The organism is Saccharothrix tamanrassetensis (assembly GCF_014203665.1).
GTDB lineage: Bacteria > Actinomycetota > Actinomycetes > Mycobacteriales > Pseudonocardiaceae > Actinosynnema > Actinosynnema tamanrassetense.
In genome coordinates this window covers 44047-59389 of the sequence record NZ_JACHJN010000003.1, presented here as the reverse complement: position 1 = coordinate 59389, position 15343 = coordinate 44047, and the positions used below count along the sequence as shown (strand labels likewise).

The 15343-nt window shown below is 72.4% G+C and carries 16 protein-coding genes; 8 read left to right on the top strand and 8 right to left on the bottom strand.

What is annotated here, in order from left to right; translation table 11 throughout:
- Nucleotides 1–3: 3 nt before the first annotated feature.
- Nucleotides 4–402, bottom strand: a complete 399-nt coding sequence (locus FHS29_RS09400) for a pyridoxamine 5'-phosphate oxidase family protein (RefSeq protein ID WP_184690185.1) — start codon at nucleotides 400–402, stop codon at nucleotides 4–6.
- A 110-nt stretch (nucleotides 403–512) separates the two neighbouring features.
- Between FHS29_RS09400 and FHS29_RS09395 the strand changes: the two genes are divergently transcribed.
- The gene (locus tag FHS29_RS09395; protein WP_184690184.1) at nucleotides 513–1364 is read left to right on the top strand and encodes an arylamine N-acetyltransferase family protein; all 852 of its coding nucleotides are present in this window, start codon (nucleotides 513–515) and stop codon (nucleotides 1362–1364) included.
- 93 nt (nucleotides 1365–1457) lie between these two features.
- Here FHS29_RS09395 and meaB read toward each other — a convergent pair whose 3' ends face one another.
- Both meaB and FHS29_RS09385 read right to left on the bottom strand, forming a co-directional pair.
- Entirely contained in the window at nucleotides 1458–2423 is a 966-nt protein-coding gene (gene meaB, locus FHS29_RS09390) for a methylmalonyl Co-A mutase-associated GTPase MeaB (RefSeq protein ID WP_184690183.1), read from the bottom strand.
- Nucleotides 2424–2427: 4 nt separating this feature from the next.
- The gene (locus FHS29_RS09385; protein WP_184690182.1) at nucleotides 2428–3615 is read right to left on the bottom strand and encodes an acetyl-CoA C-acetyltransferase; all 1188 of its coding nucleotides are present in this window, start codon (nucleotides 3613–3615) and stop codon (nucleotides 2428–2430) included.
- A 125-nt stretch (nucleotides 3616–3740) separates the two neighbouring features.
- On the opposite strand from FHS29_RS09385, the gene mce reads away from it, so the two are divergent.
- From mce to FHS29_RS09370, 3 genes are all read left to right on the top strand, one after another.
- Nucleotides 3741–4190, top strand: coding sequence for a methylmalonyl-CoA epimerase (mce, locus tag FHS29_RS09380; RefSeq protein ID WP_184690181.1), 450 nt, complete (start codon nucleotides 3741–3743; stop codon nucleotides 4188–4190).
- Nucleotides 4191–4375: 185 nt separating this feature from the next.
- Complete coding sequence (gene ccrA / locus FHS29_RS09375; RefSeq protein WP_184690180.1) at nucleotides 4376–5707, top strand: crotonyl-CoA carboxylase/reductase; 1332 nt, start codon at nucleotides 4376–4378, stop codon at nucleotides 5705–5707.
- A 68-nt stretch (nucleotides 5708–5775) separates the two neighbouring features.
- Nucleotides 5776–7206, top strand: coding sequence for a chromosome segregation protein (locus FHS29_RS09370; protein ID WP_184690179.1), 1431 nt, complete (start codon nucleotides 5776–5778; stop codon nucleotides 7204–7206).
- A 126-nt stretch (nucleotides 7207–7332) separates the two neighbouring features.
- On the opposite strand, the gene FHS29_RS09365 is transcribed toward FHS29_RS09370, so the two are convergent.
- Nucleotides 7333–8043: an alpha/beta fold hydrolase gene (locus FHS29_RS09365; protein WP_184690178.1), complete on the bottom strand. Its 711-nt coding sequence runs from the start codon at nucleotides 8041–8043 to the stop codon at nucleotides 7333–7335.
- Between the two features lie 38 nt (nucleotides 8044–8081).
- Between FHS29_RS09365 and FHS29_RS09360 the strand changes: the two genes are divergently transcribed.
- Nucleotides 8082–8612, top strand: a complete 531-nt coding sequence (locus FHS29_RS09360) for a GNAT family N-acetyltransferase (RefSeq protein ID WP_184690177.1) — start codon at nucleotides 8082–8084, stop codon at nucleotides 8610–8612.
- Here FHS29_RS09360 and FHS29_RS09355 read toward each other — a convergent pair.
- Nucleotides 8588–9337: an alpha/beta hydrolase gene (locus FHS29_RS09355; protein ID WP_312864838.1), complete on the bottom strand. Its 750-nt coding sequence runs from the start codon at nucleotides 9335–9337 to the stop codon at nucleotides 8588–8590. The two genes, FHS29_RS09360 and FHS29_RS09355, sit on opposite strands and share 25 nt — an antisense overlap.
- A gap of 522 nt (nucleotides 9338–9859) precedes the next feature.
- Between FHS29_RS09355 and FHS29_RS09350 the strand changes: the two genes are divergently transcribed.
- A complete protein-coding gene (locus FHS29_RS09350) occupies nucleotides 9860–11902 on the top strand; it encodes an NACHT domain-containing protein (protein ID WP_184690176.1) in 2043 nt (680 codons plus the stop codon).
- On the opposite strand, the gene FHS29_RS09345 is transcribed toward FHS29_RS09350, so the two are convergent.
- Complete coding sequence (locus FHS29_RS09345; RefSeq protein WP_184690175.1) at nucleotides 11864–12157, bottom strand: Rv1322 family protein; 294 nt, start codon at nucleotides 12155–12157, stop codon at nucleotides 11864–11866. The two genes, FHS29_RS09350 and FHS29_RS09345, sit on opposite strands and share 39 nt — an antisense overlap.
- 51 nt (nucleotides 12158–12208) lie before the next feature.
- On the opposite strand from FHS29_RS09345, the gene FHS29_RS09340 reads away from it, so the two are divergent.
- A complete protein-coding gene (locus FHS29_RS09340) occupies nucleotides 12209–12568 on the top strand; it encodes a hypothetical protein (RefSeq protein ID WP_184690174.1) in 360 nt (119 codons plus the stop codon).
- A 4-nt stretch (nucleotides 12569–12572) separates the two neighbouring features.
- On the top strand, nucleotides 12573–12788 hold the full coding sequence (locus FHS29_RS09335; RefSeq protein WP_184690173.1) for an FmdB family zinc ribbon protein: 216 nt from the start codon (nucleotides 12573–12575) through the stop codon (nucleotides 12786–12788).
- A 35-nt stretch (nucleotides 12789–12823) separates the two neighbouring features.
- Here FHS29_RS09335 and FHS29_RS09330 read toward each other — a convergent pair whose 3' ends face one another.
- Both FHS29_RS09330 and FHS29_RS09325 read right to left on the bottom strand, forming a co-directional pair.
- Entirely contained in the window at nucleotides 12824–13399 is a 576-nt protein-coding gene (locus FHS29_RS09330) for a DUF3558 family protein (protein WP_184690172.1), read from the bottom strand.
- A gap of 82 nt (nucleotides 13400–13481) precedes the next feature.
- On the bottom strand, nucleotides 13482–15257 hold the full coding sequence (locus FHS29_RS09325; RefSeq protein ID WP_184690171.1) for a 3-hydroxyacyl-CoA dehydrogenase family protein: 1776 nt from the start codon (nucleotides 15255–15257) through the stop codon (nucleotides 13482–13484).
- Nucleotides 15258–15343 lie beyond the last annotated feature (86 nt).

Here is a 15343-nt window from a genome sequence, read left to right as displayed (position 1 = left end):
CGCTCAGGGGATGCGACGGCCGGACAACACCTCCAGGGCCACCAGCAGGAAGTGGTCCTCGCCCGCCATGCCCCGGGAGGCCAGCGGCAGCTGCCGCAGCCTGGACAGCACCGGCTCGTCGACCGCCTCGGTGACGTGCCCGACGGCCATCACCGACCAGCCCTTGGACAGGTCGGGCTCCACGTCGTCGATCTGGAACGCCACGATGGTGTCCCGCGCGACCAGCGCCAGGCTGCCGTCGGGCACCCGCAGCACGACCGACTCCCCGTCCAGGACGTACACGACCGGGTGCACGACCGGCAGCGCCTTGTCGGTGAAGACGAGCCTCCCGACGGCCATCGTGCCCAGCAGGTGCAAGCACTCCTCGCGGGAGAGCACCTGGAGTCCAGCGGAGTCGTACATCGCACCCTCTTATCCCCCAGTTGCCGGTCTAAAACGTTCGGCGCTGTGATCGTCCTTGCCTAGAGTCGGAAGTCCCGGCTTCGACCCGCTATCCGGTTGGGGGACTTCCGTTGACCGACACCGAGCTCTCCGCCGTGCTCCGCCGAGTAGGTCTGACCAGCGCGGAACCGCCGAGCGTGGCGGCCCTGACCCGGTTGCACCAGGCGTTCGTGGAACGCGTCCCATATGAGACGGTGGAGATCCAACTCGGCCGGGTGACATCCCTCGACCCCGCCGAGTCGCTGGCCCGGATCCTGCGCGGTCGGGGCGGCTACTGCTTTCACCTGAACGGGGCGCTCGCGGAGGTCCTCCGGGCGCTGGGCTACCACGTGACCCGACACCTCGGCGGCGTGCAGATGACGCCGGACGCCGAGCCCGTCATCAACCGCCACCACCTGGTGCTGACCGTGCGCGACCTGCCCGACTCGGAGGACGCGTGGCTGGTCGACGCGGGCCTGGGCGACGGCCTGCACTCGCCGTTGCCGCTGCGCGAGGGCAGCTACCGGCAGGGCCCCTTCACGTTCCGGCTGCGCCCGTCGTGGATCGCGCCCGGCGGCTGGCGGCTGGAGCACGACCCGCGGGGCAGCCTGCACGCGATGGACTTCGCGCCCGGCCCCGCCGGGATGCCCGACTTCGCGGAGCGGCACGTGCACCTGTCCACGTCCCCGGACTCGGGGTTCGTGCGGACGTTCGGCGTGCAGCGCACCGACGCCTCCGGCTGGGACACCCTGCGAGCGCTCACCCTGACCCGGACCGAGGACACGAAGAAGAAGACCGTGCTGGAGACGCCCGCTGAGTGGTTCGAGGCCTTGGCCGACGTCTACGGGCTCACGTTCGAGCCCGACGAACGGGACGTCCTGTGGCGCAAGGCGTACGAGCAGCACGAGGCCCACGTCAACCCGGCGGTGGACCCCTCGTCCTGAACATGCCGGGCGCGGAACGCGTTCAGGCCGGCTGACGGCTCAGCCGGACCGTGGTCCGGCGGGTTCGGCCCGCCGATGCCGACGCCACCGACATCACGCGCCCAACCCTTCGACCAACCGGTCGGCCGCGGCGTAGGGGTCCAGCTCACCCGCCACGACCCGTTCGGCCAAGGCCTCCAGGCCGGCCCCGCCCCGGAGGCCCCCGAACCCGGACCGCAGCCGCTCGACCGCGATCGCCTCGATCTCGCTCGCCGCCCGGCGGGCCCGTCGTCGGTCCAGCTCACCGTGGTCGTGCAGCCACGCCCGATGCGCGTCGATCGCGTCCACCACGTCCGCGACGCCGTCACCACCGGCCGCCACGGTCTTGACCACGGGAGGCCGCCACAGCACGTCCGTGCGCTCCCGGCGCCCCATCGAGATCATGTGCTTGAGGTCCCGCGCGGTGGCGTCCGCGCCGTCCCGGTCGGCCTTGTTCACCACGAACACGTCGGCGATCTCCAGGATCCCCGCCTTGGCGGCCTGGATCCCGTCACCCATCCCCGGCGCGAGCAGCACGACGGTGGTGTCGGCCAGCGACACGACCTCCACCTCGGACTGGCCCACGCCGACCGTCTCGACCAGCACCACGTCGCAGCCCGCCGCGTCCAGCACCCGCAGGGCCTGCGGCACCGCCCAGGACAGGCCGCCGAGGTGACCCCGGGTGGCCATGGAGCGGATGAACACGCCGGGGTCGGTGGCGTGCTCGCCCATCCGCACCCGGTCGCCGAGCAGCGCACCGCCGGAGAACGGCGAGGACGGGTCGACCGCCAGCACGCCGACCCTCTCGCCGCGTTCCCGGTAAGCCGTGACCAGCGCCGACGTCGACGTCGACTTGCCGACACCGGGCGCCCCGGTCAACCCGACGACCTGCGCGTGCCCGGTGAACGGCGCGAGCGCGCGGGCGACCTCCCGCAACCGCGGGCCGGCGTCCTCGACCAGCGAGATGAGCCTGGCGACCGCGCGCGGTTGTCCCTCGCGCGCGCGGTCGACCAGCTCTACGACGTCAACGGTGCGGCCCACATCCCTAGACCTTAGGCACGCGCACGATCAGGGCGTCGCCCTGACCGCCACCGCCGCACAGGCCGGCCGCGCCCACGCCGCCGCCGCGGCGCTTGAGCTCCAGGGCGAGGTGCAGCGCGATCCGGGCGCCCGACATGCCGATCGGGTGGCCCAGCGCGATCGCGCCGCCGTTGACGTTGACCTTGTCCTCGGACACGCCGAGCTGCCTGGCGGAGACGACGCCGACCGCGGCGAACGCCTCGTTGATCTCGACCAGGTCCAGGTCGGCCGGGTCGATGCCCTCCTTGGCGCACGCGGCCTTGATCGCGTTCGCGGGCTGCTCGTGCAGGCCGGCGTCCGGACCGGCCACCACGCCGTGCGCGCCGATCTCGGCGAGCCAGGTCAGGCCCAGCTCCTCGGCCTTGGCCTTGCTCATCACGACCACGGCCGCCGCGCCGTCGGAGATCTGCGACGCCGAGCCCGCCGTGATGGTGCCGTCGGCGGCGAACGCGGGGCGCAACCTGGCCAGCGTCTCCACGGTGGTGTCGCCGCGCACGCCCTCGTCCGTGGCGAACTCGATCGGGTCGCCCTTGCGCTGCGGGATGGAGACCGGCGCGATCTCCTCGGCGAACACGCCGTTCTCGATGGCCTTCGCGGCCAGCTGGTGCGACCGGGCGGAGAAGGCGTCCTGCTCCTCGCGGGTCACGCCGTGGCGGGAGTTGTGCTTCTCCGTGGACGCACCCATGGCCACCTGGTCGAACGCGCAGAACAGGCCGTCCAGCGACATGTGGTCCTGGAGCGTCACGTCGCCGAACTTGTAGCCGCCGCGCGACTTGGGCAGCAGGTGCGGCGCCTGGGTCATGGACTCCTGGCCGCCCGCGACCACGATGTCGAACTCGCCCGCGCGGATCAGCTGGTCGGCGAGCGCGATCGCGTCGATGCCGGACAGGCACACCTTGTTGACGGTCAGCGCCGGGACGTACATCGGGATGCCCGCGTTCACCGCGGCCTGGCGGGCCGGGATCTGGCCCGCGCCGGCGGTCAGCACCTGACCCATGATCACGTACTGGACCTGCTCGGGCGCGACGCCGGCCCGCTCCAGTGCCGCCTTGATCGCGACGCCACCGAGCTGGGCGCCGGAGAAGTCCTTCAACGATCCGAGCAAGCGCCCCATCGGGGTACGGGCCCCGGCGACGATGACGGAACCGGACACATCGGCCTCCACGAGCATGTGTAAGCGGTTGTTAACTGGCTACGATACCCAGAGTTACCCAGCGGTAGCCCTGTGAGGCGTCGCACAGCGCCGGCTGCACCGATTCGGCAACTACTGTCCCTGCCATGCAAGAAGAACTCCGCGGCCTGGTGACGGCCATCGACCACGTCGGCATCGCCGTGCCCGATCTGGACGCCGCGATCGCGTTCCACCGCGAGCACTTCGGCCTGGTGGTCGCGCACGAGGAGACCAACGAGGAGCAGGGCGTGCGCGAGGCGATGCTGCGCGCCCCCGGCGATCCGGGCGCCGGCACGGCCGTCCAGCTGCTCGCGCCGTTGACGCCGGAGTCGACCATCGCCAAGTTCATCGACCGCTCCGGTCCGGGGCTCCAGCAGCTCGCGTACCGGGTGTCCGATGTGGACGCCGCAGCGGCGGCGTTGCGCGCCAAGGGCTTGCGCCTGCTCTACGAAGACGCCAAACGTGGGACGTCCAACAGCCGGGTGAACTTCGTGCACCCGAAGGACGCCGGCGGCGTGCTGGTCGAACTGGTCGAGCCCGCGGCGGACGGCCACTGACCGGTCCGCCGGGGGTGACCGCGAGGCCGCACCGGTTGTCCGAGTCGACCGATCGGGCGAAAGCCCAGTGCAATGCCTCACAGCTCGCGCTCTGAATCGGTTACCCGTGGGTAACCTCCGGCAACCCGCGTGGACCTGCGCCAACGCCACACAAGCCCGAGCACCCCCGAGAGGGAGGGAACGCCGTGCAGAAGATCCTCGATGCGATCCTCGCCGACGAACTGGACGCGATCGGATCGCTGGACGTACCGGAGACTTATCGGGGTGTCACGGTGCACGCCGACGAGGTCGAGCTGTTCCAGGGCGTGGCGACCAAGGACAAGGACCCGCGAAAGTCGCTGCACCTGGACGAGGTGGCGACACCCGAACTCGGCCCGGGCGAGGCGCTGGTCGCCGTGATGGCGTCCGCGATCAACTACAACACCGTGTGGACGTCGATCTTCGAGCCGATGTCCACGTTCGGGTTCCTCAAGCGGTACGGCAAGAGCTCGCCGGAATCGGCCAAGCACGACCTGCCCTACCACGTGGTCGGCTCCGACCTCGCGGGTGTCGTGCTGCGCACCGGTCCGGGCGTGAACGCGTGGCAGCCCGGTGACCGGGTCGTCGCGCACTGCCTGGACGTCCAGCTGGAGCACCCGGACGGGCACAGCGACACCATGCTCGACCCGGAGCAGCGGATCTGGGGCTTCGAGACCAACTTCGGCGGCCTGGCCGAGGTCGCGCTGGTCAAGGCGAACCAGCTGATGCCGATGCCCAGGCACCTCACGTGGGAGGAAGCGGCGTCGCCGGGCCTGGTGAACTCCACCGCGTACCGGCAGCTGGTGTCGACCAACGGCGCGAACCTGAAGCAGGGCGACACCGTGCTGATCTGGGGCGCCTCCGGCGGGCTCGGCTCCTACGCCACCCAGTTCGCCCTGAACGGCGGGGCGACGCCGATCTGCGTGGTGTCCTCGCCGGAGAAGGCGGAGATCTGCCGCCGGATGGGCGCGGACCTGATCATCGACCGGTCCGCCGAGGGCTTCAAGTTCTGGAAGGACGAGCACGAGCAGGACCCCAAGGAGTGGAAGCGGCTCGGCGCGAAGATCCGCGAGCTGACCGGCGGTGACGACCCGGACATCGTGTTCGAGCACCCCGGCCGCGAGACGTTCGGCGCGTCGGTGTTCGTGACCAAGCGCGGCGGCACGATCGTCACGTGCGCGTCCACCAGCGGGTTCATGCACCAGTACGACAACCGCTACCTGTGGATGAACCTCAAGCGGATCATCGGCTCGCACTTCGCGAACTACCGCGAGGCGTGGGAAGCCAACCGTTTGGTCGCCAAGGGGAAGATCCACCCCACACTGTCCAAGGTGTACTCGTTGGCGGACACCGGCCAGGCGGCGTACGACGTGCACCGCAACGCGCACCAGGGCAAGGTCGGCGTGCTGTGCCTGGCGCCGGAGGAGGGCCTGGGTGTCCTCGATCACGACCTCCGCGCGGCGCACCTGACCGAAATCAACCGTTTCCGGGGCGTGTAAAGAAGAACGTCGGGTGGTGCGGGTGGCAGGGTGCCGCCCGCACCACCGGAACGGGTAGCGTGACCCCCATGGGCCTCGCCGACGACCGTGACCTCGTCCCCCTGGGATCCGGCTTCGACATCGTCAAACGCGGCTACGACCGCGCACAGGTCGAGGACCACCTGGAGCGCCTCGACTCCGACCTGCGGCTGCTCGCGGCCGACCGGGACGCGGCGGTGTCGCAGACCAACGACCTGGCCCGCCAGCTGGAGGCGGCGCGGTCGGAGATCGCGGAGCTGCGCGGCCAGGTCGAACGGCTCTCCCTGCCGCCCACCACGCTGGAAGGCCTGAGCGAGCGGTTGCAGCGGATGCTGCGCCTGGCCCAGGACGAGGCCAACGAGATCAAGGCCCGCGCGGAGGCCGAAGGCGGTCACATCCGCGCCAAGGCGGAGTCCGACGCGGCGGTGCTGCGCACCCGCTACGAGAAGCTGATCGCCGAGCTCGACCAGCGCCGCACCGACATGGAAGCCGAACACCGGGGCGTGCTGGAGACCGCGCGGGCCGAGGCGGACCGCATCGTCGGCGAGTCCCGCGAGGCGGCGGCGAAGCTCGACGAGGAGTCGTTGCAGCGCCGCACGACGGTCGAAGAGGACTTCGAGATCGCGATGGCCGCGCGCCGGGTCGAGTCGATGAAGATGCTGGCCGAGCAGGAGGCGTCGAGCAAGGCGGAAGCCGACCGCCGGGTGCGCGAGGCGGCCGAGGAAGCCGCCCGGGTCCGCGCCCAGGTCGCGCAGGAGCAGTCGGCGTCCAACGCCGAGGCCCAGCGCCTGGTCCGGGAGGCGACGGAAGAGGCGAACCGGCGCCGGCACGACTCGATCAGCGAGGCGAACGCGCGCGTCCAGGAGGCCACCGACGAGGCGAACCGCCGCGTCCGCGAGGCCACCGAGGAAGCCAACCGCCGCGTCACCCAGGCCGCCCAGAAGGTCGACGCCCTCAAGCAGCTCCGCAACCGCCTGTCCCAGCAGCTGCACGGCGTCCGCGCCGCGCTGCACGAGGTCACCCCGCTGCTGGACCCGCTGGAGGAGGAGCGCCCGCCGGCTGCTCAGCCGCAGCCGGGTGCGGGTGTCCAGACGGGTGGTCCGGGTGCGCCCGGTCAGAATGCCAACGCCCAAGGTGCGACCGTTCAGATCGCGACCGGTCAGGGCCCGACCGGTCAGGGCGCGAACGTCCCGGCCGACCAGGACGCGGGCGACCAGGTCGTGGCCGGCCAGGGCCCGGACGCGCAGGGCGACACGCCCGCCGGCGGCCCGGAGTCACCGGCCACCCGGGGCCGACCCGCCACTCCGGGCCGACCGGTGCAGCAGCCGCAGGGCGCCGGCCCCGCCCAGCCGGCGCAGCACCCCGCAGCCAAGCAGACCGACGGCACCAGGCAGCCCGATGGCGCCAAGCCCGGACCGGACGGACCGACCCAGAAGATCGCCCGCCCGAACCCGTCCAAGGCACGCAGCGGCAAGCGCTGACCACCAGCCCGTCCCGCGACGTGCCGCGGGACGGGCGCCAGGGCACCGGACGACCGGTGGAACTGTGCGCTGCGCAGTCGGGCACAGCAGCCGCTGCGATCGTCCTCGGACCGCAGCGGCCACCGCCTAGACGCCGACCCGCCGCCGCCAGTCGAGCACCGTGGCCGCAAACGCTTCCGGTGCCTCCAGCGGCGTAAGGTGCCCCACCCCGGCCAGCTCCACGTACTCGGCCCACCGCAACACCCCGGCCAGTTCGCGCGCCACGGCCGGCGGCGTCGGCGCGTCCTGCGATCCGACCAGCACCAGCGCGGGCACGTCCAGCCCCGCCAGCACGTCCCCGGAGTCCGGCCGCGCCGCCATGGCCCGCTGCGCCCAGGCCACCTCCGCGGCCGGCTGCCCGAGGATCACCTCGCGCGCCCGTTCGACCACCCCCTCCGCCGGCGACGGGCCCACCAGCCCCGGCAGGACGGCGTCCGGCACCCACCCGACGCCCTCGGCGAGCACCCGGTCCGCCATGGCCAGCCGGTTCGCCCGGGCCTCGTCCCCGTCGGCGGTGGACCGCGTGTCGGCGAACACCAGCCCGGCCACCCGCGACGGCTCCCGCCTCAGCAGCGCCATGGCGACGTACCCGCCCATCGAGCACCCGCCGAGCACCACCCGGTCCAGCCCGGCGCGGTCCAGCCCGCGCAGCACGTCGTCGGCCAACACCCCCAGGTCTGGCTCGCGGTCGCCACCGCGCAGGTCCGGCGTGACGGGGTCCAGCGCCGCGCGCACCCCGTCCCACATGCGGGAGTCGAACGGGAACGCGTGCAGCAGCACCAGCGGCAGGAGGTCCACACCCGGAATTGTCGTACCCCCTCGCTAACGTCCCTCCCATGACCTCGACCCCGGATGTGATCCACACCGACCGCCTGCTCCTCCGGCGCGTCGGTCCGGGTGACCTGCGTGCCGCGATCTCCGTCCTGTCCGACCCGGAGACCCACCGCCACAACCCGGCCGGTCCGCCCTCCCCGGAGGAGACGGCCGCGATGCTGGTCGAGTGGCAGGCGCACTGGGCGCACGACGGCGTCGGGTACTGGGCGGTCGAGTTGGCGTCGACCGGCGAGGTCATCGGTTTCGGCGGCCTGCGGCACCACCGGCTGGACGGCGAGCCGACGTTCAACCTGTTCTACCGGTTCCGGCCCCGGCACTGGGGCCGGGGGTACGCCCCCGAGATGGCGCGCGCGGCCATCGCGTGGGCGGACCGGGCGCGACCCGACCGCCCGGTGGTGATCATCACCGACCCCGACAACGCGCCCTCCCAGCGCGTCGCGGAGAAGCTGGGCTTCGCGCACGCGGGCGACAGCATCACGGTCGACGGTCCGGTGCTGGTCTACCGGCGTCAGGAGGCGACGATGGTCACCTGACGCTTCTCACAGGGGCCGGACCAGGTGCGCGGCAACGGCGTGGGCACCTCGGGCAGGACCGTGGACACGATCGCGTCGAGCACCTCGTCGGACTGCCCGACCATGAGGTGCCCGGCGCCGGGGAAGACGATCACGTCCGCGGTCGGGATGTCCGCGCCGAACCGCCGCCTGGCCTCGGTCGGCGGCAGGTGGTCGTCGAACTCCGGCACCAGGCACACCACCCGCTTGTCCACCCACCGGACCAGGTGTTCGGTCCTGCTCCACCGCAACGGAGGTGAAATCAGAATCGCACCCGCCACCCGCGGGTCGCACCCGTGCATCAACGCGAGATCGGTGCCGAACGACCACCCGACCAGCCACACGTCGGGCAGTCCCCGTTCGGCGGCGAACGCCAGGGCGGCGGCGACGTCGAACCGCTCGCCCACGGCGTTGTCGAACGCGCCCTCACTGCGTCCGGCCTCGCTGGCCGTGCCGCGGGTGTTGAACCTCAACACCGCCAGGTCCGCCAACGCGGGCAGCCGCCACGCCGCCTTGCGGTAGAGGTGGGAGTCCATCATGCCGCCGTGCGTGGGCAACGGGTGCAGCAGCACCACGGTCGCCCGGGCCGGCCGGTCGACCGGCAACGCCAACTCCCCCACCAGCCGCAACCCGTCGGCGGTGAGCAGCGTGACGGCTTCCCGCCGGGCGGGCAGCACGGTGTTGGCCGTGATTCGCGCTTCCGACACGCCTCGATCCTGCCGGCCGCCGGTCGCTCCGGCGGCGCGACGGTCGTCACGTGGAGGCGGCCCGCCCACGGCTCGGTCCCGCCGACCACCAGCCGCGTACCCACCAGCGACCGACCACCCAGCCGGCACGACGGTCGCGGCGTAGGGGACGACTCGCGCACGGCTTGATCCCGCCGACCACGGGCCGCGCGTCCACCAGCGAGCTACCACCCGGGCAGCACAAGGGTCGTGGCGTAGGGCGACCCGCCCTCGGCTCGTGCCCGCTGACCACCACCAGCGGCCGGCGGCAGCCGCAGCGGCCACAAACCAGCGGCCGGCGCGACGGTTGTCGGTTGGGCCGGCGCTGCGCCTTGGCCCACGAAGGCCGCACGCGGGCTGCGGAGTCGGGCATCCGGCCGGGTGCCACCGGGAGGGGAGGTCCGTGCCCGGCGGCGGGTGCGGACACCGGCGTCGGCCGAACACCTGGATCACGATCTCGCCGGTCACCGGTCACACGGCGGCGGAGAACGCGATGGTCACTACGTGAACCGACGATGGTGGCTCGCCACCGGCCTGGTGCTGCTCGCGGCGGCGCTCGGCTGGTGGGTGGTCCAGGTGACGCTGCTCGACCCCGGTGACGACCGGGCCAACGCCAGCGGCTACGGCCAGTTCGTGCTGGCCGCGGTCGGGTTGCCGATCAGCGTGGTGGCGCTGTGGCGGACGTTCGTCCCGGCCGGCGCGCCGGACCTGGACGGCCTGGCCGACCTGCTCGCGCGGGCGGTGCGCAACCAGGCCGAGGCGACCGCGGTGGAACGGGGGCTGGTGCAGCCCGCTCCGCTGCCGGTCAACTGGCGCCGGGCCACCGAGCAGGTGGCCGGGCCGTTGGCGGCCGCGACGGTGACGAGGGACGGCCGGGCCTGGTTCGACCCGTTGCCGGGGCTGAGCCGGGTCACCGCCGGCCGGTTGCGCGGCGGCACCCGCAAGGCGCTGCACGCGGTGTACGGCGGTCTGCCGTCCGGTCGGCTGCTGATCATCGGCGGCCCCGGCGCGGGCAAGAGTTCGGCGGCCGTGCTGCTGCAACTCGACGCCCTGCGCTACCGCGACCAGGCGTCGGCGGAGGACCGCGGGCAGATCCCGGTGCCGGTGATGTCGACGCTGCACGGCTGGAACCCGGCGACCACGTCGGTCCAGGACTGGTTGGTCGGCAAGCTGGCCGAGTTGCCGCTGCTGCGCTCCGAGAGCGGCGCGGGCCACGCCCGTGCGCTGCTGGCGGGCGGCCGGGTGGCCGTCTTCCTGGACGGGCTGGACGAGATCCCGGAGCCGCTGCGGCCGGCGGCGCTGCGCGCGTTGAGCGAGCAGGCGACGTTCCGCCTGGTCGTGCTGACCAGGGTGGACGAGCTGGCGGACGCCGCCCGGCAGCACACCCTGACCGGCGCGGTGGCGCTCAAGCTCGACCCGCTGACGCCGGCGGCCGTCGCCGAGTACCTGCTGCGACCGCTCACCGAGCCCGCCCCGCCGGCCTGGCAGGCGGTGACCCGGGCGCTGGTGGCGGGCGGACCGCTGTCCCGCGCCCTGACCAACCCGCTGTGGGTGAGCCTGGTGCACGACATCTACCCGCCCACCGGCGAGGTCGACGAACTGCTCGACACGGAGCGCTTCCCGACCGCCGAGGCCATCACCGACCACCTGCTCGACCACGTGGTGACCGCCGCGTACACGCCGCGCCCCGGCCGGCCCGAGCCGCGCTACACCGCCGACGAGGCACGCCGCGCGCTCGCCCGGGTCGCCGAGAACCTCAACCGCGAGGGCTCCCGCGACCTGGCGTGGTGGCGGCTCGGCACGCAGGTGCCACGCCTGCCCCGGATGCTGCTCACCACGATCGCGGCTGCCGGAGCCGGTGCGCCGGCGTTCTGGATCGCGGACCGGTTCAGCCTCACCGAGCGGGTGGTCGGCACGGCACTGTTCGGTTTGGCGTTCGGCATCGCCGCGCCCTTCTACGGGCCCGAGGCGCCGACCAGGTTCACGCTCTCCGCCAAGCACCTGCTGCACCCGCGACTGGGACGCGCGGAGTGGGCCGGTGTGGTCGGGTTCGGGGTCGCCGGCGGGGTCGTGATCGGTTCGGCGAGCGGGCCCGCGCTGGGCGTCGCGTTCGGTGCGCTGTGCGCGGTCGGTCTCACCGCGCTGTTCGGTTTCATCGGCGGGATGAAGCAGACCGAGGCGGACCTGGGTTCCGCCGACCCAGTGCGGATCTGGCGGCGGGAGCGCTCGGCGGCGTTCGGGATGGGGGTCGGGGCGGGTCTGGTCATCTGGGTGCTGACCGTGTCGCTGCCCGGCCTGGTGGGCGCGATCGCCTTCGGGCTGGGTGCCGCGTTCGCCGCGTCGGCGACCACCCACGCCGCGGTCGCCCAGGCGTACCTGGCGGTGCGATACGGAACGCCTATCCGGCTGGTCCGGTTCCTGGAGGACGCGCGGTCGCGCCACCTGCTGCGGACGGTCGGGCCGATCTACCAGTTCCGGCACGCGACGCTGCAGGATCGGCTGGCGAGTTCACCACCGGCGGGTCGTGGGTCCTCGGCGAGTGCGTGACGTCCAGCAGTTCCGGTGCCAGTGCCGGCGGTCTTCGACCGAGCCGTGGTCGGCGGCGGGCCAGGCCACGACGTGCGGGGTGCCCGGTCTGATCTCGTGGTCGCAACCCGGGCAGCGGTAGGTCTTGGCGGTCGCGGCGCCGGAGACGTCGCGGACCAGCCACTCGCCGTCCGGGGCGGACTCGGCCCTGGCCCACCCGTGACCACCGACGGGTGGAGGCTCGTCGCGGCGGTGCGGGCGGTTGCGGCGGGGCACGGAGGACCAGGGTATCCCGATCGACATTCGTGATCGCATACGGTCCACGGGGTGAACAGGTGGCAGCGGACCGTGGTCGGAGTGCTGTTGTTAGTCGAGATGGCGGTGATGGCCCAGCCCGCGTTGCGAGCCGGGATGGGGGACGTGCCGCCGGTCAACCGGCCGATCGGACCCCACCAGGGGATGTTGTTGGCCTCGTGCACGATCCTGCTGTTCACCGCCGGGACGGGGCTGGTGACCATGCTGGTGCGGCCGTACTCGCGGACCTGGGTGGCCACGTTCGCCGGTTCGCACGCCGCCGCTGCGGGAATCGGGTGGGCGCACGGGCTGCCGTTGCTGACGTTGATCTCCACGCTGGCGGCGGCCGCGGTGCCCGCGCTGGTGCTGCTGCCGAAGCAGCCGCCACAATAGGGGTGTGCCCACCTACGAGTTCCGTTGCAAGGCCTGCGGGTCGACGTTCGACGTGAAGCGACCGATGAGCGAAGCCTCCGCCCCCGCCAGCTGCCCCGAGGGGCATGACGACACGGTCAAGCTGCTGTCGATGGTGGGGGTCGGCGGTCTCAGCGCCGGGCAGACCGCGCCACCCGGTGGCGGTGGCGGCTGCTGCGGCGGCGGGTGCTGCGGCGGCTAGGCAGGTCGGCGCGCCGGACACCGCCGGCGGTGCGGTCAGCCGGTCGGTTCCTTGGACTTGAGCACCTCGGCGACCTTCTTGCCCTGGTCGCAGATCGCGCCGAACCGGGCCGAGCCGTCGATCACGATGATGCCGAGCCCGCCGCCCGCGTAGTCCATGACCAGCACGCAGGACGGCTGCACGGAGGTGTCCGTGGTCCGGTCGAAGTACTTGACCTTGCGGTCGCCCAGGTCGAACTCGCCGTTGGTCTGCTCCAGCGTGATGGGCCTCCCGGCGCGGAACCGCAGGGTCACGCCGACGTCGAGCTTGTCCACCCCGGTCTGCCACTTGCACGACTGGTCGAACTGCGGGTCGTAGCCGGTGTCCGTCGGGCCGGCGGACTTGTCCTGCACGTCGTATGGCAGGTCCGTCCACGTCAGCAGCTTGCAGACATCGCCGACGGTGCCGGCGTCGGGCGGGTCGGACTCCGCGGTGGACGACGGCGTGGACGACGAGAACGGCGGTTCGATGTCCAGCACGCCGGCCGAGACCGGCGTGCCGTTCACCGTGTACGCGCAGCCGGACGTCAGGCCGAGCGCTGCCACCAGGACCGAGAGAACCGCACGCCTCATGCGTCCACCATGCCAAACGCGCGCAACCCCGTGGTACCCAGGTGCGGTCCCCGTGGTATTCGACGCGTGGTGGCGGTGGTGCTCAGGTGTAGTCGCGGAAGCCCTTGCCGGTCTTGCGACCCAGCCTGCCCGCCGTGACCAGGTGCTCCAGCAGCGGCGCGGGTGCGAAGCCCGCCTCGCGGAACTCCAGGTACAGCGAGCGTTCGATGGCCAGCGACACGTCCAGGCCCACCACGTCCAGCAGTTCGAACGGCCCCATGGGCAGCGAGCAGCCGACCTTCATGGCGTTGTCGATGTCGTCGGCGGACGCGTAGTGCGCCTCCAGCATCTTCACCGCGTCGTTCAGGTACGGGAACAGCAGCGCGTTGACGATGAACCCGGCGCGGTCGCCGCAGTGCACCGGCTGCTTGCCCAGGTCCAGGCACACCCGGCGGGCGGTGGCCACGACGTCGGCGGACGTGGCGATGGTCTGCACGACCTCCACCAGCTTCATCACCTGCGCCGGGTTGAAGAAGTGCAGGCCCACCACGTCGCCGGGGCGCGAGGTGGCCGCCGCGCACTCGATCACCGGCAGCGAGGACGTGGTGGTGGCCAGCACCGCGCCCGGCTTGCACACCTCGTCCAGCGCCTCGAACACGGACTTCTTGACCGACAGCTCCTCGGCCACCGCCTCCACCACGAGGTCGCAGTCGGCGAGGTGCCCGAACTCCACGGCGGGCGTGATGCGGGCCAGTGCGGCGTCCCGGTCGGCCTCGGACAGCCTGCCCCGGGCGACCGACTTCTCCAGCGACTGGCGCACCTTGCCCAGCGCGCCGTCCGCCTTGTCGAGCGACCGGGCCCGCAGCACGACGTCGTAGCCGCGCTTGGCGAACACCTCCACGATGCCGGTGGCCATGGTGCCCGTGCCGATCACGCCGACCCGCTGGACGTCCCGGGTGGCGACGGGATCGGCGGCGGCCACCGGCGTCAGCACGTCCGGCACGACGTTCGGCGAGTCGGGGCCGTCGTAGGTGTAGAAGCCGCGCCCGCTCTTGCGGCCGAGCAGACCCGCCGTGATCATCTGCTTGAGCAGCGGCGCCGGGGCGTGCAGCCGGTTGCGCGACTGGTGGTACATCGTGTCCAGGATCTCGTACGCGGTGTCCAGGCCGATGAGGTCGAGCAGCGCCAGCGGACCCATCGGGTAGCCGCAGCCGTACCGCATCGCCGCGTCGAGGTCTTCCCTCGTCGCGTAACGGGATTCGTACATCCGCACGGCGTGGTTGAGGTAGCCGAACAGCAGCGCGTTGGCGATGAACCCGGCGCGGTCGCCGATCACCACCGGCGTCTTGCCCAGCGATTCGACGAACGCCACCGCGTCGGTCACCACGTCCGGCTCGGTGACCACCGTGCGGACGACCTCCACCAGCTTCAACACCGGCGTGGGGTTGAAGAAGTGCAGGCCGACGACCTTGCCCGGCCGGCCGGTGTGCACGCCGATCTCGGTGATCGACAGCGACGACGTGTTGGACGCGAAGATGGTGTCGGGGCCGCAGATCCGGTCCAGCGAGGCGAACACCTGCGCCTTGAGGTCGATCCGCTCGGGCACCGCCTCGATCACCAGGTCGACGCCCGCGAGCGCGTCCAGCGAGGTGGCGTAGCCGATCCGGCCGAGCAGCTCGTCGCGACCGGTCTCCGCCAGCTTCCCCTTGGCCACCGCCCGCCCGGTGGAGTGGTCGAGGTGGCCCCGGCCGCGCGCCAGCCCTTCGTCGTCCACGTCCACCGCGATGACAGTGAGGCCGGTCCGGGCGAGTACTTCCGCGATGCCGGCGCCCATGGTGCCGAGACCGACGACCCCGACCGTGTTGAACTGGCGCGTCACTGCAGTACCTCCCACTCTGCGGAGTGGCTACCGAACGGTAACTTGCGGCCGACTATCCCACGGCCGTCACGCGTCGTTCGCGTGAG